Source organism: Devosia alba (genome assembly GCF_039938915.1).
Taxonomy (GTDB): Bacteria; Pseudomonadota; Alphaproteobacteria; order Rhizobiales; family Devosiaceae; genus Devosia; species Devosia alba.
In genome coordinates, this window is sequence record NZ_JBDUUI010000019.1 from 1 (window position 1) to 20,686 (window position 20,686).

At 60.0% G+C, this 20,686-nt stretch carries 20 protein-coding genes and 1 pseudogene; 4 read left to right on the forward strand and 17 right to left on the reverse strand.

Annotated elements, in window-relative coordinates:
- Window positions 1–199: 199 nt before the first annotated feature.
- The gene (locus ABFY71_RS17480; RefSeq protein WP_305582719.1) at window positions 200–742 is read right to left on the reverse strand and encodes a hypothetical protein; all 543 of its coding nucleotides are present in this window, start codon (window positions 740–742) and stop codon (window positions 200–202) included.
- 135 nt (window positions 743–877) lie between these two features.
- Window positions 878–1,129, reverse strand: a complete 252-nt coding sequence (locus tag ABFY71_RS17485) for a hypothetical protein (RefSeq protein WP_305582721.1) — start codon at window positions 1,127–1,129, stop codon at window positions 878–880.
- A 79-nt stretch (window positions 1,130–1,208) separates the two neighbouring features.
- Here ABFY71_RS17485 and ABFY71_RS17490 point away from each other — a divergent pair, with 79 nt between their 5' ends.
- The 3 genes from ABFY71_RS17490 (at window position 1,209) to ABFY71_RS17500 (ending at window position 4,033) form a co-directional block, all read left to right on the forward strand.
- Window positions 1,209–1,382 carry a hypothetical protein gene (locus tag ABFY71_RS17490; protein ID WP_305582723.1) on the forward strand — a complete coding sequence of 58 codons (174 nt, stop codon included), beginning with the start codon at window positions 1,209–1,211 and terminating at the stop codon, window positions 1,380–1,382.
- An 891-nt stretch (window positions 1,383–2,273) separates the two neighbouring features.
- Window positions 2,274–3,818, forward strand: a complete 1,545-nt coding sequence (locus ABFY71_RS17495; protein WP_347947178.1) for a Fic family protein — start codon at window positions 2,274–2,276, stop codon at window positions 3,816–3,818.
- Window positions 3,815–4,033 (forward strand): hypothetical protein, encoded by a 219-nt coding sequence (locus ABFY71_RS17500; RefSeq protein ID WP_305582727.1) that lies wholly within the window; start codon window positions 3,815–3,817, stop codon window positions 4,031–4,033. The genes ABFY71_RS17495 and ABFY71_RS17500 overlap by 4 nt, the downstream gene beginning before the upstream one ends.
- A gap of 36 nt (window positions 4,034–4,069) precedes the next feature.
- Here ABFY71_RS17500 and ABFY71_RS19345 read toward each other — a convergent pair whose 3' ends face one another.
- The 15 genes and pseudogenes from ABFY71_RS19345 to ABFY71_RS17570 all read right to left on the reverse strand — a co-directional run bounded on the left by ABFY71_RS19345 (window position 4,070) and on the right by ABFY71_RS17570 (window position 19,480).
- The gene (locus tag ABFY71_RS19345) at window positions 4,070–4,300 is read right to left on the reverse strand and encodes a helix-turn-helix domain-containing protein (RefSeq protein WP_371136246.1); all 231 of its coding nucleotides are present in this window, start codon (window positions 4,298–4,300) and stop codon (window positions 4,070–4,072) included.
- 308 nt (window positions 4,301–4,608) lie between these two features.
- Window positions 4,609–5,052, reverse strand: a pseudogene (locus tag ABFY71_RS17505) (IS110 family RNA-guided transposase); the annotation flags it as partial.
- A gap of 420 nt (window positions 5,053–5,472) precedes the next feature.
- Window positions 5,473–7,206, reverse strand: coding sequence for an ABC transporter substrate-binding protein (locus ABFY71_RS17510; RefSeq protein WP_347947179.1), 1,734 nt, complete (start codon window positions 7,204–7,206; stop codon window positions 5,473–5,475).
- A gap of 69 nt (window positions 7,207–7,275) precedes the next feature.
- Window positions 7,276–7,557 carry a DUF2160 domain-containing protein gene (locus tag ABFY71_RS17515; protein WP_305582731.1) on the reverse strand — a complete coding sequence of 94 codons (282 nt, stop codon included), beginning with the start codon at window positions 7,555–7,557 and terminating at the stop codon, window positions 7,276–7,278.
- A gap of 9 nt (window positions 7,558–7,566) precedes the next feature.
- The gene (locus tag ABFY71_RS17520) at window positions 7,567–8,475 is read right to left on the reverse strand and encodes a carbohydrate ABC transporter permease (protein ID WP_371136247.1); all 909 of its coding nucleotides are present in this window, start codon (window positions 8,473–8,475) and stop codon (window positions 7,567–7,569) included.
- Complete coding sequence (locus ABFY71_RS17525) at window positions 8,472–9,344, reverse strand: carbohydrate ABC transporter permease (RefSeq protein WP_305582733.1); 873 nt, start codon at window positions 9,342–9,344, stop codon at window positions 8,472–8,474. Before ABFY71_RS17525 ends, ABFY71_RS17520 begins: the two co-directional genes overlap by 4 nt.
- Before the next feature lie 2 nt (window positions 9,345–9,346).
- Window positions 9,347–10,417 (reverse strand): ABC transporter ATP-binding protein, encoded by a 1,071-nt coding sequence (locus tag ABFY71_RS17530; protein WP_347947180.1) that lies wholly within the window; start codon window positions 10,415–10,417, stop codon window positions 9,347–9,349.
- The gene (locus ABFY71_RS17535) at window positions 10,404–11,510 is read right to left on the reverse strand and encodes an ABC transporter ATP-binding protein (protein ID WP_347947181.1); all 1,107 of its coding nucleotides are present in this window, start codon (window positions 11,508–11,510) and stop codon (window positions 10,404–10,406) included. Before ABFY71_RS17535 ends, ABFY71_RS17530 begins: the two co-directional genes overlap by 14 nt.
- Before the next feature lie 1,394 nt (window positions 11,511–12,904).
- Window positions 12,905–13,909, reverse strand: coding sequence for a Gfo/Idh/MocA family protein (locus ABFY71_RS17540; RefSeq protein WP_347947182.1), 1,005 nt, complete (start codon window positions 13,907–13,909; stop codon window positions 12,905–12,907).
- Window positions 13,906–14,793 (reverse strand): sugar phosphate isomerase/epimerase family protein, encoded by an 888-nt coding sequence (locus ABFY71_RS17545; RefSeq protein ID WP_347947183.1) that lies wholly within the window; start codon window positions 14,791–14,793, stop codon window positions 13,906–13,908. The genes ABFY71_RS17540 and ABFY71_RS17545 overlap by 4 nt, the downstream gene beginning before the upstream one ends.
- Window positions 14,794–14,802: 9 nt before the next feature.
- Entirely contained in the window at window positions 14,803–15,633 is an 831-nt protein-coding gene (locus ABFY71_RS17550; RefSeq protein ID WP_371136248.1) for a carbohydrate ABC transporter permease, read from the reverse strand.
- Window positions 15,633–16,532, reverse strand: coding sequence for a carbohydrate ABC transporter permease (locus tag ABFY71_RS17555; RefSeq protein WP_305582745.1), 900 nt, complete (start codon window positions 16,530–16,532; stop codon window positions 15,633–15,635). Before ABFY71_RS17555 ends, ABFY71_RS17550 begins: the two co-directional genes overlap by 1 nt.
- A 52-nt stretch (window positions 16,533–16,584) precedes the next feature.
- The gene (locus tag ABFY71_RS17560) at window positions 16,585–17,814 is read right to left on the reverse strand and encodes an ABC transporter substrate-binding protein (protein ID WP_347947184.1); all 1,230 of its coding nucleotides are present in this window, start codon (window positions 17,812–17,814) and stop codon (window positions 16,585–16,587) included.
- Complete coding sequence (locus ABFY71_RS17565; protein ID WP_347947185.1) at window positions 17,811–18,788, reverse strand: alpha/beta hydrolase; 978 nt, start codon at window positions 18,786–18,788, stop codon at window positions 17,811–17,813. Before ABFY71_RS17565 ends, ABFY71_RS17560 begins: the two co-directional genes overlap by 4 nt.
- Window positions 18,785–19,480 (reverse strand): GntR family transcriptional regulator, encoded by a 696-nt coding sequence (locus ABFY71_RS17570; protein WP_347947186.1) that lies wholly within the window; start codon window positions 19,478–19,480, stop codon window positions 18,785–18,787. Before ABFY71_RS17570 ends, ABFY71_RS17565 begins: the two co-directional genes overlap by 4 nt.
- Window positions 19,481–19,578: 98 nt before the next feature.
- Between ABFY71_RS17570 and ABFY71_RS17575 the strand changes: the two genes are divergently transcribed.
- Window positions 19,579–20,652, forward strand: coding sequence for an ABC transporter ATP-binding protein (locus ABFY71_RS17575; protein ID WP_347947187.1), 1,074 nt, complete (start codon window positions 19,579–19,581; stop codon window positions 20,650–20,652).
- The last annotated feature ends 34 nt before the right edge of the window (window positions 20,653–20,686 follow it).

The window sequence follows — 20,686 nt, forward strand, 5'->3', positions numbered from 1 at the left end:
AAATCTCAGTGAAAATTTACGCCCTCAGAGGGTCAGATCTCAGTGGCAATCAACACCACGCGGTCCCCGTTCGGCAGCAGATACGGTGAAAACTCTGCTGTCGGGCCATTTGGCGCGACGGTCCGCGTGCGCATCCTGCGTCCGGCGAGATAGCGGTGACGTACAGAGCGAGAGGGCGCCCCGAGGGGCGCCCTATACCTTAGTTCGTTGTAGTTTCGTTGGTCGTGGTGCTGCCGGCATCGGCACCGGTGCCGGCCCCGGTCATGTCAAGGAATCCGCCCTGACGGCAGGCTTCGATATCGATTGCAGCCATGTCAATCGTGGAAAAATCGATCATCGCTGACGTACCGGTTGTCGCATCGGCGCCAGTTGTCGTGCCTGCAGCGTCGGTGCTTTGCGTGGTACCGGAAGTCGCACCTGCCGCATCAGAAGTTGCACCTGCAGGGCTATCGGTGCCGGAGCCGGTGGTGGTATCTGTGGCAGCGCTGCTCGTCGTGCCAGTTGACGATGCTGCGGCGCCGCCGGTCGCTGCGCCGGTGCCGGAGGATGTGCCTGTCGCTGAACCGGCATCGGCCGAAGAGCCCATCTCCGCTGCCTCAAGGGCGTCGCAATGCGCTTGAAGTCGTTCGACTTGATCGGACGGCACCTCGGCACCGTTCAACGTGAAGGGCTGCGCCAGGCTTGGCGATGCGAGGCCCAGCACAAGGACGCTCACGGAAGCAACAATAAGTCTTGGTGACATTGATTCTCTCCTCACAATGGGGACCTTTCCCCTAGCGCGTGAACGGCGAGTCCTGCCCGACGTTGCACAATGGCTTCAAAACCATCGCAGGTTAATGCGGGGAGTCTTCTGGATTGCGGAGCATTTTGACCTCGGTCAGGATTGCCAACCCGACGCATCGGCCTTGAACTTTACGTTCAGCGATGCCTCGAAGGACAGGCGACTGAAATAGGTCTTCGCCAGAACCAGCGTGGCATCGTTCGCGAAGTTCCCGTGGAACTTGTCGATCTGGGTAGTCGCACCCTCCTGCCGCCGCGATATCGCTCGCCTTGGCAATGTGATCGTAGGACACCCACGCAGGTCGGAGGCAGCCTCCAGACTGCGATCGTATTTCGTGGCGTCGTGCATCCTAGATCAATCCCCCCCTCGGCGATGAAACCATGACGTTTATCGGTCGTTAACCCGGCAACGAAAGAGGAGCACAACAATGGAATCCGGCCCTACTTTTTGGCTTGTCCTTCTAACCGTGGGTGTTGCAGCCCTTGGTATCGCGATGGCCTTCGCACAGTGGCGCAACAGCAAGCGAACGCCTGCCGAAAAAGTCCTGACCGAGATCGCTACGCGGCGCGAATACGAGGTGGAGGACCGCGACCACAGCTAGGCCAAACCAGGAGAGGGTGCCGCTGCGGATCGCTTCGTCCCTGACCGAACGAATGGCACGGTGAGCATCCTGCTAGCTCACCGCGACTATGCCATTGATGTCGCGGCAACAACCATCCGCAGGGCTGCGGCTTACGCGATTCCGGGCTCAATGGGGTTATCGACCAAGGCCTTCCGGAACCAAGCACTGTTTGGATCACCAGGACTTGATTCTATCCTGGTGAGGCTGAGCCCCAAAGCCGGTGGGCTCAACGTACCAGATCGCTGTCAGCGACAGGCGTCTGGTTGGACGCTGGGCTAATGCTGCCGTCACCATGGCTGGCGGTGCCCAGAAGCTGGGGGCAACGTCAAGCGAGTTGGCTTATAGGGTTCGGCTTTTCCTTCTCCCATGATCATGGGAGTGGCTCGCTTGGGAACTTTCTGAAAACTAATCCAGATATCACGCTCCCAAGGCATCAATTGAACTGATATTTCAGAAAATGGCTTGAATCTATTGAACTCGCAGCTGATTTGCAGTTCGGTGCGTGTGCTATCCGAACTGTCGTCCAGTCAAAGTGTACGACTGCTCTCCGCCTTTCTGACGCGATGGTGGCGAAGCGGACCTGACTGTGCTGCTGGTGCTGGTAGGTCCTCCTCTTATCGCTTCTTCATTCTCATCATCGTCGGCATACTCTCCGCACCACTGTGAAAGACACCATGATCATGATGATCGGCGGTGGCCGCGCTCCGCTAGGAAGCGTATCGTCGAGAGAGATGTCCCCCGGCTATAATGGTCTATGTTATCAGTTGGTTAACAGAAAACACTTGCAAGTGCGCGACATCATTGACTTGCAAGTACGCGACAGAATACACGTGTAAGTGCACGACATAAAAGCCTTGCAAGAGCACGACCATGGCTACACCGCACGAGAAGCTCGCCGACTCCCTCGACGCCCTGAGAGCCCTCCAGCAGAGCGGGCGGCGCGTATTCGCGTCCGGGGAACTGAAGCGCCTCGACCGCGAGCGTCTGGTCCAGAACGGATTCCTGCGGGAGATCATCAAGGGCTGGCTCATGTCGACGGGCCCGCAGGCTGAGAACGGCGATACCACCCCCTGGTACGCATCCTTCTGGGAATTCTGCGCCGCCTATTGCGGCGGGAGGTTCGGCGCCGACTGGAATCTGTCGCCCGAGCAGTCTCTGCTGCTGCATGCCGAAGCCACGGCCATCCCCGCGCAGGTTGTCATCTACAGCCCCAAGGGGACAAACAACACGCAGCAGCTGCCGTTCGGGACGTCGCTCTACGATCTCCGGCAGAAGGACATACCGCCCGCCGCAGACCTCGCCGAACGCCAGGGCTTGCGCCTCTACACGCCTGACGCCGCCCTCATCAAAGTGCCGGAGGCCTTCTTCCAGCGCGCGCCAGTCGAAGCGCAAGTCGCGCTCGCGGCGATTAGGAATGCTTCCGCCATCCTCAGCCGCCTCCTCGACGGCGGTCATACCGCCGTCGCCGGGCGCCTCGCCGGCGCCTTCCGGCGTGTCGGCCGGAAGAGCGTTGCCGATGACATCGTCGCCACCATGAAAGCCGCCGGCTATGACGTCCGCGAGAACGATCCGTTCGCCTCGCAGCAGCGCATCCCCGCGATCATACCGGGCATCCCGCCGGTCGTTGGACGCCTGCAGGCGATCTGGGAAACCCAACGCGCCACTGTCGCTGAAATCTTCCTTCCACCGCCGGGTCTGCCCAACGACCGCGACGGCTATCTCAAGTTCGTCGACGATATCTACCAGAACGACGCCTACCACTCGCTGTCGATCGAAGGCTACAGCGTCACGCCCGCGCTGATCGACCGCGTCCGCCAAGGGGCGTGGAACCCGCCGGACAATGACGATGACCGGAAGAACCGCGACGCACTCGCGGCGCGCGGTTACTGGCAAGCCTTTCAGACCATCAAGGACAGCATCACCGCCATCATCGCCGGCGCGCCGGCTGGAGCGCAAGCCCGTGGTCAGCACAGCACCTGGTACCGTGAACTGTTCCAGCCCTCCGTGGCCGCGGGCCTCCTTCGCCCAGGGACGCTCGCCGGCTACCGCAATCTCCCCGTCTACATCCGTGGCTCGCGGCACGTGCCACCGCGCTGGGAGGCCGTTCCCGACGCTATGGAAACACTGTTCGGACTCCTGGATCAGGAACCCGAGCCGGGGGTGCGCGCCGTGCTGGGCCACTGGCTGTTCGGCTACATTCATCCCTATCCCGACGGCAACGGACGCATGGCGCGCTTCCTGATGAATGCGATGCTCGCCTCGGGCGGCTATGCTTGGACCATTGTTCGGGTGGAAGACCGCGGGGCCTACATGGCGGCCCTTGAAGCCGCGAGCGTCGGCGAAGATGTCGGACCCTTTGCCGCGTTTCTCAACGAGCGTGTGCGCTGGTCGATGGAGCAGAGAGCAAACACATGAGTCCCACCGCAACCGAAGCGCGCGCGATCGCCTCTATCAAGGAGAAGGACCGGAAGCTGCGCGCGTTCCTCGAGGCTGAAGTGCTGGCTGAAAGCGCCGACCATGTAAACCGAACCCTTCGCGAAGAAGGTCTCGCAGGGTTGCTCGTGCCATCGTGGTGGTCTCGAGTTGGAACTGCGCGGAGAATGGAGTTTTCATTGTTGCTGCCGAGATGAGGCCCCGAGACGGAGCACCTGTTGCACCGGGGTGCACTATTTAGTCAGGGGCTTCTGTTCGCTATCCCGAAGCCAGACATCGAAGGCTTCAAGGCTGTAAAGAACTTTTCGGCCCAGCCGTGTAAAAGGTGGACCCACTCTGCGGTTGCGCCACTTGACTAATGTTGTCGGATGCAAGCCAGCAAATCTTGCAATTTCCGGGGTATTGACGTAGCCACATGGTCTTGGCGTCGTTCTATCAATGAAACTATTTTCACTGTGGTTCATGGTGGCCTCTTTAGGTCTTTCAGATGTTCCTGATGAACCTTATGTGACCTTTGAAGTATTATCACGGACAGTTTCGCAGGCTAAATTTGTCTCGTCCTCTTGGACAGTCTTCCAACGATATTGGTGTTGTCAGTCATGAGAGAAGCGTCCTTTTTTGTGTTTTTTGCAATTATTGAAGAAAACTCAGTTGAGGATGGAGCGCGCGGACGCGGCTGCAGCCGCGTCGAGCAGTTTATGCAGGGTGCGCAGGCTGGTGATTTTGCCCTGCCGCACCGACTTGGTGATGATGGTCACGAGCTCGGGCTCAAGCCGTACTCAGTCAGGTGACCGCGGATCGCATTGATCAACTGGGCGCGCTGCCGCACCAACAGATCGCGGGTTCTGAATACCAGGGCCGGGGCCTGCTGTTCCTCGCTCTTGATCGCCACGAACCGCATGTTCGGGCGCTGCGCCGCCTCGCAGATTGCCTCGGCATCGACCGCATCGTTCTTGTTCCGCTTCACAAAGGGCGTCACATAGGCAGGCGGGATCAGCTTCACTTCGTGACCCATCTGCGTGAGTTCACGCCCCCAGTGGTGCGCACCTCCGCAGGCTTCCAACGCCGCCAGGCACCGTGGTTGCCGAGCGAAGAACTCCAGCAACTTTGTGCGGCTGATCTTCCGGTTGAACAGCGTTCGACCGCCCGCATCCGCGCCGTGCGCGTGGAAAACGTTCTTCGCGATATCCAGACCGATTGTGGTAACTTCCGACATGGGCGCCTCCTCAAGTGGTGTGTTCAACACCTCCACTTTGGCACATCGATGCCGTCGGGGGGCGTCCACCCCATCACCCAAGCGGATGCCTAAACGACGGACGCCTCGATCGCGGCCGTGACTGGGTCGGCATAGTGGACGCCGGCGGCCCTAATCTTGTCGGAAGCGTGTGACCTTGGCCTTGAAATCAGCCGAATATCGTTTCCGCGGCAACCTCATCTAACTCCTTCCTTGTCGTCGGGACGAGTTTAGCGTCCGATCCGACTTTCTGGGTCCACCTCAGTGTCCCAGAGAAGCACCGGTTGTTGCCTTTTGGGGGCTTCGCATCTTAGGCTTTGGAGCCCGGCCAAATTGACACAATAAGGCGCCGGGCCAGGAGATCCTGGTCCGGCGTCAGCCTCTGTTGGGGGAGAGGAAGGCTTACTTCTGGGCGTCAGCCCAGCTCTTGATCAGCTCGTCATAATTGACTGTCACGCCCTGCTCTTTTTCGTCAGCAATGGGCAGCTGGGGCGCCAGATTGCCATTGGCAACCGCGTCGGCGTTCCAATAGGCTAGGTCGTGTTCTTCAGCCAGAACAGGCCCAAACTCACCCTGAACGCCGGCGCGTTCCAAGCGCGCCATCACCTTCTCCTGCTCTTCACAGAGCGAGTCCATGGCTTCCTGCGGGGTCTTGGCACCGGCTGCCGCATCACCAATGGCCTGCCACCAGAGCTGCGCCAGCTTTGGATAGTCGGGAACATTGGTGCCGGTGGGCGACCACTGAATGCGGGCTGGCGAGCGATAGAACTCGACCAGACCACCCAGCTTGGGCGCGCGATCGGTGAAGCTTTGGTCGCGGATCGTGCTTTCGCGAGCAAAGGTCAGGCCCACATGGCTCTTCTTGACGTCAACCGTCTTGGAGGTGACGAACTGGGCGTAGAGCCAGGCCGCCGAAGCGCGGTCGACCGGGGTCGACTTCATCAACGTCCAGGAACCCACGTCCTGATAGCCCAGTTTCATGCCGTCCTTCCAGTAGACGCCATGGGGCGAGGGGGCAAAACGCCATTTTGGCGTGCCGTCCTCGTTCATGACCGGTAGACCGTCCTTGACCATGTCGGCGGTGAAGGTGGTGTACATGAATATCTGCTGGGCAATCTCGCCCTGGGCCGGAACCGGACCCGATTCCGAGAAGGTCATGCCCTGAGCGGCCGGCGGTGCATAGGCTTTGAGCCAGTCGAGATATTTCTGGATTGAGTAGACTGCGGCCGGGCCGTTGGTGTCACCACCGCGGGCCACACATGAGCCAACCGGCTGCGACTTGTCGTTGACCTTGATGCCCCATTCGTCGACTGGCAGACCATTGGGAATGCCTTTGTCGCCGTTCCCGGCCATGGAGAGCCAGGCATCGGTGAAGCGCCAGCCCAAAGATGGGTCCTTTTTTCCATAGTCCATGTGACCATAGACTGTGACGCCATCGATTTCACGGCCGGTGAAGAATTCGGCAATGTCCTCATAGGCAGACCAATTTACGGGCACACCTAGATCATAGCCGTATTTGTCCTTGAACTCGGCCTTGTTGGCTTCATTGGCGAACCAGTCAGCGCGGAACCAGTAGAGGTTGGCGAACTGCTGATCGGGCAACTGGTAGAGCTTGCCATCGGGCGCGGTGGTGAAGGAGGAGCCAATGAAATCGCCCAGGTCCAGCCCCGGATTGGTGACGGCAGCGCCTTCGCCCGCCATCCAGTCCGTCAGATTGCGAACCTGCTGGTAGCGCCAATGGGTGCCGATCAGGTCGCTGTCATTGATATAGGCGTCGTAGATATTTTCGCCGGACTGCATCTGGGTCTGCAGTTTTTCGACGACGTCGCCTTCACCAATCAGGTCGTGCGTGACCTTGATGCCGGTGATGTCAAAGAACGCCTGCGCCAGTACCTTGGACTCGTATTCATGTGTGGTCAGGGTTTCCGAGGCAACCTTGACTTCCATGCCGGCGAATGGAGCAGAGGCGTCGATGAACCACTGCATTTCAGCTTCCTGCTCGGCGCGGGACAGCGTCGACATTTCGCCAACTTCCGTATCGAGGAAGGTTTTTGCCTCCTCCATGCCGGCATAGGCCGGGGTCCCCGCCAACAGCAGGGCGAGTGTTGCAGTCGATGTCAGAAAATTCAGTCGCATTTCAGTCCTCCCTAGTCGTTTGGTTTCCGTCTGAAAGCGGCTGCCTTGAGCCGCCCCCCATCCTCTCGCCTAGACAAAGCGGAACACGCAAATTGCGTAGACCACCGACAGGACGAGACTCCACCACAGTTCGGGCCCAACCAGGCCGAGCCATGCGAGATTGATAAATGCACTGCCGAGCAGCGATACGAACAGACGGTCGCCGCGCGTTGTTTCGAACCTGAGTATGCCGATGCGTGGACTGCCACCGGGAACGCGATATTCCCAGATCGCCATGCCGGCCAGCAGCGCCAGAATGGTGAGGAAGAACAAGGCCGTCGGCCAGGTCCACGCCATCCATGAGAAGTCCATCCTCTCCTCCTAAACCCGCCCGAGGGCAAAGCCCTTGGCGATGTAGTTGCGCACGAAATAGATCACCAGCGCGCCCGGAATAATGGTGAGCACCCCGGCTGCTGCGAGCACGCCCCAATCCATGCCCGAGGCTGACACGGTTCGCGTCATGATCGCTGAAATCGGCTTGGCGTCCGTGGTGGTCAGGGTGCGGGCCAGTAGCAGTTCGACCCAGGAGAACATGAAACAGAAGAAGGCCACCACGCCGATGCCAGAAGCGATCAGCGGCATGAAGATCTTGATGAAGAATCGCGGGAATGAGTAGCCGTCGATATAGGCGGTTTCGTCGATTTCCTTGGGCACGCCGGACATAAAGCCTTCAAGGATCCACACCGCCAGCGGCACATTGAACAGGCAGTGCGCCAAGGCCACCGCGATATGGGTGTCGATCAGCCCGAAAGAGGAATAGAGCTGGAAAAAGGGTAGTGCGAACACCGCCGGTGGTGCCATGCGATTGGTCAGCAACCAGAAGAAGAGGTGCTTGTCGCCGAGGAACCGGTAGCGTGAAAAAGCATAGGCGGCAGGCAGCGCCACCAGCAGCGAAATGACGGTATTGAGCGCCACATAGATGATCGAATTGATGTAGCCCGAATACCAGGATGGATCGGTGAAGATCAACCTATAGTTGTGCCAGGTGAACGCTTTGGGAAACAGCGAGAAGGAGGCTGTGATTTCCTGATTGGTCTTGAAGCTCATATTGACCAGCCAGTAGATCGGCAGCAGCAAAAACAGAATGTAGATGGTGGGGATCAGCCAGGAAAAGCCGAACGTGCGGGGGCGGCGGCTGACAACCCCAGTGCCCACTGAATAGTTCTGCTGCGCCGGCGCTGGGCCAGAAGCGGCCGGCCTGATGGACGCGTCCATTGCGGGATTGCTCATCGCTGGTCCCCTTGCCCTAGATTGGTCATCACGGTGTAGAAGACCCAGCTCATCAGCAGAACGATCAGGAAGTAGATCAGCGACATTGCAGCAGCGGGGCCCAGATCAAACTGGCCAATGGCAATCTTGACCAGATCGATGGACAGGAAGGTCGTCGAATTGCCGGGGCCACCGCCGGTCACCACGAAAGGCTCGGTGTAGATCATGAACGAATCCATGAAGCGCAGCAGCACGGCGATCAGCAGCACGCGCTGCATTTTAGGAAGCTGGATGAACCGGAACACCGACCAGCGCGAGGCGCCATCAATCTTGGCGGCCTGGTAATAGGCATCGGGGATCGACACCAATCCGGCGTAGCACAGCAGCACAACCAGGCTCGTCCAGTGCCAGACATCCATCAGCACCACGGTGACCCAGGCGTCGAAGGGATCCTGCACATAGTTATAGTCGATACCCAGGCTCGCCAGGGCATAGCCCAATAGACCGATATCGACGCGACCGAATACCTGCCAGATGGTGCCGACCACGTTCCACGGGATCAGCAGCGGCAGCGACATCAGCACCAGACAGACTGCGACGCCCACGCCCTTTTTGGGCATGTTGAGCGCGATCAGAATGCCCAATGGCACTTCGATGGCCAGGATTATGCCGGAAAAGATCAGATTGCGACCCAGCGCCTGCCAGAAGCGATTCGAGTGCAGCACCTCTTCGAACCACTCCAGGCCGGCCCAGAAAAACTGGTTGTTGCCGAAAGTGTCCTGCACCGAATAATTGACCACCGTCATCAGCGGAATGATGGCCGAGAACGCCACCAGCACCAGCATCGGCAGCACTAGAAACCAGGCCTTGTTGTTCCAGTTTCTGTCCATGGTCAGCCCCTCAGGTCTTGGCGCCAGGAATTGGCGTAGATATTGATGCCCTTCGGATCGAAGGTGATGTGTGGATCGGCCGGGATCTCGCCGTGCTCGGGCACGATGGCGGCCAGATCGAGCCCCTCAAGGCGCGCCCGCACGATCTTGTGGCGGCCAATGTCCTCAACGGCGTGAATGGTGATGGGCAACCCCGCTCGCCCGAGCTGAACATATTCAGGCCGTACGCCGAGCTCGGTCTTGGCGCCCTTTTCGGTGGTGACAGAGCCGGGCAGATCGATGGTCTGGCTACCCAGACGAGCGGTGTCGCCGTCCAGCGCCACCGGAAACACATTCATGCCGGGCGAGCCGATAAAATAGCCGACAAAGGTGTGGCTGGGGCGCTCGAAGAGCTCCGACGGCGTGCCGATCTGTACGATCTCGCCCTCATACATAACCATCACCTTGTCGGCGAAGGTCAGCGCCTCGGTCTGGTCATGAGTGACATAGACCATGGTGTGGCCAAAGCGCTTGTGCAATTGCTTGAGCTGGCTGCGCAACACCCACTTCATATGTGGGTCGATGACGGTGAGGGGTTCGTCAAACAGAATGGCATTGACGTCGGACCGCACCAGACCGCGACCCAGCGAGATCTTCTGCTTCTGATCGGCCGTCAGCCCGCGCGCCTTTTTGTCGGCCAGGTCGGACAGATCGATCATCTCAAGGGTCTCTGTTACCTTGCGCTTGACCTCGTCCTCGGCAAACCGGCGATTGCGCAGGGGAAATGCCAGATTGTCGAACACTGTCATGGTGTCGTAGATCACCGGGAACTGAAACACCTGCGCGATATTGCGCTGCTCGGGCGTTAGCGCCGTCACATCCTTGCCATCAAACAGGATGCGGCCGCGCGAGGGATGCACCAGGCCCGAAATGATATTGAGCAGCGTGGTCTTGCCGCAGCCCGAGGGGCCGAGCAAAGCATAGGCGCCGCCATCATCCCACTGGTGATGGACTTCCTTGAGCGCGAAGTCGGCGTCGGTTTTGGGGCTGGACAGATAGGAGTGGCGGATATGGTCGAGATCAATTCGTGCCATGAAGTGCCTCCTGTGCCGCGCCTGGGCGGGCATTAGTGACGGAGCGGCCTTGGCTGTCGAACACCAGCAACAATTGGGGATCAAGGAAGACCTCGATCTGCGCGTCGACGTCGAAATCATGGACGCCCGGCGTCAGCATGACCCAGCGTGCATCGGCGTAGCGCAGATGCACAAAGCTCTCCGAGCCGGTGATCTCCATAGCCGTCACGGTCGCCTTGATGGCCGCGGATGGGGCGCTAGCGCGGGTCAGTGACAGGTGATGTGGCTGAAAGCCGATGACGTAGGCACCGTCGGCGATCGAACCGAAGTGTGGCGGCACGGTAAAATCAAAGCCGCCCTCAATCTGGAACGAAGTGCCCATCTTGCGCATGGCAATAGTGTTGAGCGGTGGATCGGAAAAGGTCTGCGCTGTAATCAGATCACGCGGCTGGCGGAACACGTCGATAGTCTTGCCGAACTGGGTAATGCGCCCCTCAGACAGGGTTGCCGTATTGCCGCCCAGCAGCAGCGCCTCTGACGGCTCGGTTGTGGCGTAGACGAAGATGGTACCAGCTTCGGCGAAAATGCGGGGTAGTTCGGCGCGCAGTTCTTCGCGCAATTTGTAGTCGAGATTGGCGAGCGGCTCGTCGAGCAGCACCAGGCCGGCATTCTTGACGATGGCGCGGGCCAGCGCACAGCGCTGCTGCTGTCCGCCCGACAGGTTAAGCGGCGTGCGCTGCAGATAGGGCGTCAGCTTCATCAGTTCGGCAGCGTTCTGCACCGCGTCATCGATGGTCTTGCGATCGGCACCGGCCACCCGCATCGGGGAGGCAATGTTCTCGTAGACCGTCATAGTGGGGTAGTTGATGAACTGCTGGAACACCATGGCGATATCGCGCTTCTGCGGCGGCACGCCCGTCACGTCCACGCCGTCAAAGGTCAGGCGCCCGTGAGTTGGCTTGTCGAGGCCTGCCATCAGGCGCATCAGACTGGTCTTGCCCGAAAGCGTGGGCCCGAGCAGCACATTGAGCGTGCCGCGCTCAAGCTTGAGCGACACATCGCTAATATGGATGTGTGCGCCCACCACCCTGGTAATGCCGTCAAGTTCGAGCAAGCTGCAGATCCTTTGTAGCTGGCAGCGTGGCGCGCGCGGCGCCAGGCGTTGCGGGAAATCTGTTGCATTCGGCAGTTTTTACTGTGGTGCCAGGCAAGCGGGGCTTGGTGCCGCGCTGCAGGATAGCTGTACAAATCGGGGGCCGCCGCTGAGCAGCCGGGGTACGCACTTGTGGTTGATAAAAGTCGACGCAAGAATGCTGGGCCAGGTCACGATCACGTACCGCAACACCCAACATGGCGTTGGCACGAAGGCCGATATTGCGCTCAAGACGCGTGGCGAGGGGCCGACCGGGCAAACCATACGCCCGTCTTGGCGACTTGACGACTGAATCAATCGCGCTCGGCCAACAATATCGTCTCGGACGGGCAGTGCCGGACCTTTGAAGAACCCCTTGCGCAATCGGGTGCGCAAAAAGGCCTTGGACAGTCGGGCCTAGCCGTAGCACCGTCGGCAACCTGCCGCTAATGAGCCGTGGCGCAGCTCCCTCACCATTGGTGAGTTTGAACATTGGCCCTCCCTGCTGCTCAAGTGCTGGTTCCAGTCGTTTCGAGCGCATTTTGAGTTAATGCGAAAGCAAAGCGAGTGTCAATCGCAACTTATTTTCCAGTTGTTGCGGCAGTGTCGAAATCAAACGCGCGGTCAGAATTGAAACCGTAGGCTGCACTTTTCTGCCCACAGTCCGACCTTCACCCCGAAAATACCGTTCTGAGCCAATCCGGTGAGGAACCTGGATGCGCGGAGCGCTTGCCATGCTCTGAGGCCGATGATGGGTCAGCGAAAGACTGGACGGTGGCAGGGCTGACCAAGTCCTGGCCGAGCCACAGGAGTTGGCTCGCCAAACTAGCGGCCCAATACGTGAAGCTCTGTTTGAAGCGGCGGCCTGCTGTGCGCCAGATGCGCCATTCTGCCTAGCGGGTCAGTGCAGCACCAGTTCGGGTAAGGGCCTTCGCGCGTTGACGACCCTGCCCGCAGCGACCGGCAACTTCGCACCACGGTGCGGCAGCAGCACGGGCAAAGGCATGCTTCAGCCCCCCCCGACCGAAACTGGGACTGCCTCCCGCAGCGATCTGCCCGACGCATCAAACAAATGCACGCCCTCCTCAGGCAGTCCAATATGGACTTTCCGATGCAATGTCAGGTCAGGCGCGCCGTCGAGTTTTATGATGACTACTGCGCCCTATATCGATCTTTGCGACCGCCTTTGCTGGTTTCCAAGAGCCGTCACTCGCTCACGGTGGAACGGATGTGGCTATCATAGGTGCAAAGCCGTCAATGCCGCTCACGTTCGGAAAGTGTTGATGCGAAAATGCAAACAGCTTTGGCCGCAGGTTTGCGCCGTTGGGCCGACCTCAACTCATGTCTGGAAACCCAAAGACGGCCGAATTCGCCAATCAGGCTTTGACTTCGAGCAACGCCACCATGCGCTCCAAGTTTGCCATGGCAGCCACACCGTCACGAATGGTCGGTGCCGCAGTTAGTTGACCTGTCAGGCCCTTGGCCACGTCGGCGATCAGCGCGGCATATCCTTTGTGGTCCTCATTGGCGGCGGCGGTGAAATTGGGCGTCCAGCTCAGCGTATCTCTGGCGCTGCTGAGAGTCGCAGCCGGGTCCTCTGCCTTAAAGGGTGGGTCGCGATGCCAGGCGACATTGACGACGTTGGCGACTTCAATCCGATTGTTATCGCCCATCACCGTGATCTGTTCCATCGGGGTGCCGCGCGATTGCACCGTGCCCATCACCACATTGCCGATCACGCCGTTGTCGCAGGCAAAGCCCATGTGGAACAGGATCCGTCCCCGCGCCAGCACGTTGCGGCGCACCGTCATTTCGGCAATCGAGCTATCGGCCAGCCACGGCATCAGGTCCATGTAGTGCACGCAGTGATGCAGATAGAACCCGGTGTAGTCGACCTCACCGACAAAGTAGGTTGGGGCGGTCATGTAGCTGCCCGTTATGCCCAAAATCGGCCCGAACTCGTCACCACGCAGGATATTGGCAGCGATCCGGTTACCCGTGGAATAGCGTTTCATGAAGCCGACGTAGACGGGTATGCCCGCCTTTTCAGAGGCCTGCTGCAGTGCAAGGGCATCAGCGTGACTGCCGCCGGGGGGCTTTTCCATGAATACCGGCAGGCCGCGTTCTAGGGCGGCCATCGTGGCGGCGTAGTGGACCTGCGGGCCAACGGCCATGCCAATCACGTCGATCCCGGGCTGATCGAGCATTTTCTGCCAGTCGGTGTAGGTTGCAGCCACACCATATTGGGCCGCTGTTGCGGCAAGCGCGCTCTCTTCCCGGTCGCACAGCGCGGCGATCCGGAACCCCGCGAGGCCCAGTTGGGGCAGCAGCATCTGCGTGGCGTGTCGTCCGCAGCCGATCCAGCCGATATTCAAGGTCATTGGGCAAACTCCGCAAAGTCCAGCGCAGCGCGGATCAGCGCCCGACCGGATTTCAGTTTTTCGGTCTCGTCCTCGGCCGGGGCGCGCCAATGGGCGATGGGCAAGGCCAGCCGCTGATCATCGCGGCGGAAGGGTTCAAGCGATACCGGGCCCTGGTAGTTTATCTGCGACAGCGCGCGCATGATGGCTGGCCAATCCATATTGCCGGTGCCGGGAAAGCCGCGATGGTTTTCGTTGGCCTGGAAATGCACGGTGCGCTTGCCGGCCAGACGAATGGCGTCGGGGATGGATTGGTCTTCCATGTTCATGTGGAAGGTATCGAGCATCAAGCCAAGACCGGCATCGTTGACCGCATCGATCACGGCAATGCCCTGAATCGTCGTGTTGAGCATATCGGTTTCGAACCGGTTGAGCGGCTCGAGCGCGAAGACCTGCCCGGCGGCACGCGCCTTGGACGCCACGCGCGACAGGCCTTCAATCATCCGGTCGGCGCGGGCCTTCATTTCATCGGCGCGGCGCGGCAAGGGCGGACGGCCAGCGAACACCATCGGCTCGCCATAGAGCGGACCGCCGGTGATCTTCGCGCCAATGGCGTCCGCCATTTCAACGCAATGCTCGAGATAGTCCAGTCCGCCCTGACGGGCGGCCGGATCGTCAGACGAGATCGAGCGCTGCGTGTTGACGCGTGCCGCCAGAACGATGTCCAGACCGGCCTCGGCCAGAGCATCCCTGAGCGCAGTGGAATCCAGATTATCTTCAGGTTCAGGCACCAGTAGTTCGATGAAATCGAAACCGATCGCCTTGATGGTTTGCAGCACGTTGAGATGGGCCCCGGTGAAGGGGCGCACGAACTGCATGGAGATGATGCCTATCGGATTTTTCAAGATGGTCCCTTATCCTTTGACCGCGCCCTGGGTCATGCCAGCGATCAGATGCTTTTGAACGAACAGGAACATCACCGTGGCCGGTAGCGCGCCAATGATGCCGCCAGCGGTGAGCAGCCCCCACTCGACCTGGTATTCGCCAATCAGCGTCTGGATGGCGACCGTGATGGTCTTGACGTGCCGGCCACCCAGGGTCAGCGCGTAGAGGTACTCGTTCCAGGCGGTGATGAAGATGTAGACGCCTGTGGCGATGATGCCTGGCGCGCATAGCGGCAGCACCACACGGTACAGTGCCCCGAAGCGAGTGCAGCCATCGGTCATTGCCGCTTCATCAAGCGAGCGCGGGATGCCGTTGATATAGCTGGTCATCATCCAGACCGAGAAGGGAATGGCGATGGTGGAGTTGGCGATGATCAGGGCCAGATAGGTATCGACCAGTCCCAGCGTCTTCATCAGGATGAACAGCGGCAGTATCAGCAGGACCAGGGGGAACATGTTGATCAGCAGGAACTGCAGCATCAGGATACGCCTGCCCTTGAAGCGGAACCGCGAAAAGGCGTAGGCGGCGGGCACGGCCAGCGCCAGACCGACAACCACGGTGCCACCAGCAACGATGAAACTGTCGCGCAGATTGGTTCCAAAACCGACAGTGTTGAACAAACGCGCATAGTTGTTGAGCGTGGCCCCGGTGAGTGAGGGCCCTTCCGTGAACAGCTTGGATTTTTCAGTAACCGAGGTCAGCGCCATCCAAAGATAGGGCGCCAGGGTGAAACAGATGATCAGGAACACCGGCAGGTCGATGGTCAGTAGGCGGCGGATCAGCGAGTTCTTCCGAACCATCATGCGATGTTCCTCCCGGCGCGCCGGAGATAGAGCACGACAAAGCCGAGCAGCAGGATGGTGAAGACCACGGCCAGTGCCGAGCCATAACCGTAGTCCAGCCCAGTGCGGGCCTCGACCAAGGCATAAAGCGGTAGGGTATAAGTCGAATAGCCGGGGCCGCCGCCGGTCATGATGAAAATCACATCGATGGAATTGGCGACCCAGATCAGGCGGAGCAGCGTGGCTGTCATCAACACACCAGAAAGGCCCGGCAGAGTGATGTGCCAGAACTGGCGAAAGCTGGAGGCTCCATCAATGGCAGCGGCTTCGTAATAACTGGCCGGAATGGCCTGCAAGCCGGCGAGGATCATCACGGCAAAGAACGGGAAGCCCTGCCAGGTCAGCGTCAGGATGATGGCGTAAAGCGCGGTATCGGGATTGGCCAACCACGGAATTGAGGTGGAGATCAGGTTCATGCGCAGCAGGAAGTCGTTGAGCACGCCAAAATTGGCGTCGTAGATCCATACCCACATCAGGGCGATTACAACCGAGGGCAGCGCCCATGGAATGATCACCAGAGCGCGCGCCAGGCCGCGCCAGGGGAAGTTCTGGTTGAGGAGCAATGCTGTGGCCAGGCCCAGCAACATCTGGGCCGGCACGGTCACGGCGATCCAGATGGCTGTGTGCTGCAAGGACACCCAGAACACCGGATCCTGAAATACCGCGATGAAATTCTTGAGCCCAACGAAAGCAAAATCCTTGGGGCGAAACAGCACGTAGTCGTGCAGGCTCATCCACACCGCCTGCACCATGGGCAGGAACACGATGGCCAGCGTCACCAGCACAGCTGGAGACAGCATGACGTAGGGCAGAACGCGGCGCGACAGAGGCGCTGGCGGTACGACGGTTGTGGACATTATTGGACCCTGCTGTGACGGCAGGCCGGAATGCCCGGCCTGCCGTGCTCGCTCACTTGTTGAAGAGCGCGTCGATTTCGGCGTTCATTTCCTCGGCCGTGATCTCGCCGATCAGGGCCCGCTGCATGGCGATAGGCCAGACAGTGTTGGTGAAATCAGCGGTTTCGCTCACATTAGGATAGAGGTGGGCGAAGGGCAGCGAGGCGGTGGTTGCATCGACGAAGCGCTTGTCGTGCAGGGTCCAGTTGGCGGTGTCGGACTTGGTAACCGGGAGCTGACCGGTCGCCTCGTTGAACTTGGCATTGTTGCCTTCGCTGGAGAGGAAAGCCGTCCATTTCCAGGCTGCGTCCTTGTCTTCGGCTGCAGAAAACACTGCGGTGCTCTCATCGCCAAAGGCCGTCCAATGACCGCCACCGCATTCAGGCACCGGCACAGCTGATACCTTGTCGCCAAGTGCCTTGACCATGTCAGCTGACGAGCCGATGTGGTGGATGGTCATGGCAGTGGTGCCACCCTGGAAGGCGCCGATGACTTCCTTGAAACCGTCATTGGGGGCCGATGGCGGGAAGACCTTGTCCTTCTGGAACAGGTCGAGCACGAACTGGGTGCCGGCAACACCAGCGGCCGAGGTCAGTTCGCCGGGACCAAAGCCAACGCCATCGCGCGACACGGTAAAGCTGGCCCAATGGTCATGGCCGCCCTTTCCACCACGGAAGCCGAAGCCATACTGGTCAATCTGGCCATCACCATTGGTATCCTTGGTCAGCGCCACTGCAGCTGAGCGGAACTCGTCGCAGGTGGTGGGCGGTGTAAGCCCCGCATCGGCAAACAGATCGGCGCGATAGTAGAGATAGAGAATGACGTACTGCACCGGCAGGTAATAGTGGGTGCCGTCGGCAGCCGCGGTCAGGTTGAACAGATCATCCTGGATATCGGCCTTGCCGGCCCAGCCGGCGAGGCGGTCGTCGATCGGTTCAAGCGCGCCCATTTCGATGAGGCGCGGCTGTGCTGTCATCTTGACCATGGCAACATCGGGGCCGTTATCGGCGACGATGGAAGTGTAGAGCTGGTCGTAATAGCTGTTCCACGGCACGTTTTCGGCATTGATGGTGATGCCGGGATTGGCGGCTTCGAATTTGGCGACCAGATCGGACATCGGGTTATCGGCATTGTCGAAGTGGTACCAGAAATTGACTTCCTGGCCGATTGCCGTGCCTGCAAACAGGACGGTTGAGGCCAATAGGGCTGCGGCAAGACCGCTGGTTCTCGTAATCGTCTTCATTGTTCTCTCTCCCAATTATTACTGCTCCGCGCCGCTTGCTGCACGAAGGCTTTGAAGGCCGCCCCCGCATCTGCCAGCGCCAGGCGCGCCTCCTCCAGTTCAAGGCTCATCTGCATGAAGCCGTGAACAACTCCGCCATGCAGGCGAAACTGGTCGGCGCGGCCCAGAGCCGTCAGCCGCGCATAAAGCCGCTCGCTATCGGACCGCAGCGGGTCGATTTCAGCAGCGTTCAGGTAAAGGGGTGGCAGGGCCCGGAGCGCTGCGTCACTGGCGCGGACTGGCGCCAGTCGCGGGTCGGCGCGTTGATGTTCGGGCGCATACCAGTCCCAGTATCGTTTCATCTTGCCACGGGTCAGCCCAGGACCATCGGCCCACTCCAGATAGGACGGGGACGCAAAGTCAGCGTCATAGACTCCGTAAAAAAGCAGTCCGAAGTCGGGCTGAACAAGTTCTGGCGTCAGCATGACCGCCATTGCCAGATTGGCCCCGGCGCTGTCGCCGGAGATGGCAAACGGCCCCTTGAGTTCGGCAAAGGCCCCCTCACCTGCCGTGAGTTGACCCCAGACGGCGATGCAGTCGTTCAGCCCGGCGGGAAATGCATGTTCAGGTGACAGGCGATAGTCGCACATCACCACATTGGCCTGGCATTCAATTGCGAGCAGGCGGGCGGCGCGTTCGTGGGAGTCCATGTCGCAGAAGGCCCAACCTCCGCCATGGATAAACAGAATGGTGCCAACCGGACTGCCCTGGGGGACCAGCTTCCGGCAGGGCACGGGCGCGCCTTTGGTGGACACTGACACATCGCTGACGTCGGCCATTTCCGGCAGATCCCGGTTCCAGCGTACATTGCTGCTTGCGGCCTGGATTCGCCCCTGCCCGGCCGGCACTGTGGTTGGATCGGGCAGCCCTACATCTTCGACGGCCAGGCGGTCGAGAATGGCGGCCATTGCGGGGGTTGGGCGCGAACGGCTCATGCTCCGGCACCTAGAATGTTGGGGCCAAAATCAACGATGGTGGTGATGTGATGAGACAGGGCGGCAACCACCTGCTCGACCTCGGCAGAAGCGAGCGCATCGATGATGACCTGATGGCGGTTGGCTGTCTCCAGCAGATCGCGGTTTTGCGCGGGGTGCAAAATCTTGAAGCGATGGGCATGCACCAGGCAGCGCGCCAGCACGGGCTGGACCGGCGGCAGATCGGCGCAATCAAACAGCTCGGCATGGAAGGCGCGATCATGCACCGAGAGCAGATATTCATCGCCACTGGCCGCCGCAGCCTGCATTGCTGCCAGATGGCGTCGCATTGGTTCGGCCAGAGCTACACCGTACCGCGCCACGGCGCGTCGCACGCCGCGGCACTCGATGTCGTGCCGCAAGCGAATGAGCTCCTCGGCATCGTCAGCACGGCAATCGGCCACGGTGGTGCCGCGATGCGGCAGTCGATGCACCAACCCCTCCTCCTGCAGCAGCAGCAGCGCCTCGCGCACGGTGCCCTGACTGACTTCGAAGCGGCTCGCCAGTTCCAGTTCCAGCAGAACCGATCGAGGCGCCAACATGCCGAGCACGATCTCGCGTTGCAGGTCGACATAGATATTGTGACTGCGTCGCGCCGAGGGTGCCCGCGTTGGCGGGACTGGCAGGCGTTGGAGAAAGTTTTCGACCGCCATGACAGCTCGCTTGATTATCATTATCAATAACGATAATAGTCAACGCGGAAGCGCTGGCAAGTCCCAATGTGAGCAGTGCAACATCTGGGAGAGATGCGATGGCCACCATCAGTCTTGAAAAAATCGTCAAACGTTATGGCAATGTACCAGCGATCAACGGCATCGATCTTGAGATTGCCGATGGCGAATTCGTTGCCCTGGTCGGACCTTCAGGCTGCGGCAAATCCACCCTACTGCGGATGATCGCCGGGCTGGAAGACATTAGCGGCGGCGCCCTGCGGATCGGCGACACAGTGGTCAATTCGATCGAGCCACGTGACCGCGACATCGCAATGGTCTTCCAGGACTACGCGCTCTACCCCCACATGACGGTGGCGCAGAATATTGGCTTTGGGCTGAAAATGCGTAAGACCGACACCCAGGATATCATTGAGCGCGTGGCCGATGCCGCCAGAATGCTGCAGATCGAGCCGCTGATGCAGCGTCGACCAGCTGAACTATCAGGCGGTCAGCGCCAGCGGGTCGCCATGGGCCGCGCCATTGTGCGCCGCCCCAAGGCGTTCCTGTTCGACGAGCCGCTATCCAATCTGGATGCCAAGCTGCGGGTTGAAATGCGGACAGAAATCAAGCGGCTGCATAGTCTGCTGGGTCGTACCACGATTTATGTCACCCATGATCAGGTCGAGGCGCTGACACTGGCTGATCGGGTGGTCATACTCAAAGATGGGCGCATTCTGCAGGAAGGTGCGCCAATGGTGCTCTATGAGGCGCCGGCGACGCGCTTTGTGGCCGAATTCATCGGGTCACCGCAAATGAACATGTTTGACGGCAAGGTGGTGCAGGACGGTGGGCCATCTGTACAGATCGACGGCCTAATCCTACCATTCGCCCGCATCGACGCGGCGCATGGCACCCCGGTCTGCCTGGGTGCACGGCCCGAAGCGATCATATTGGCGGATACCAGCAGTACCGATGTCGTCACCAAGGTTGAGGTGTTCGAGCCGCTCGGATCGGATACCATGGTGTCCTGCGCGATTGCCGGCACAACGGCGGTCGTACGTCTGGCTCCCGAAGAACCCGTAGCCCGCAATATGGATCTAGCCCTGCGCTTTGATCGCAAGAAACTGCACTTGTTTCACGCCGATTCTGGCAACAGGATATCTGCAATCTGAGCGATCGCCATCTCGGCGGCCGCTACGTCTATAG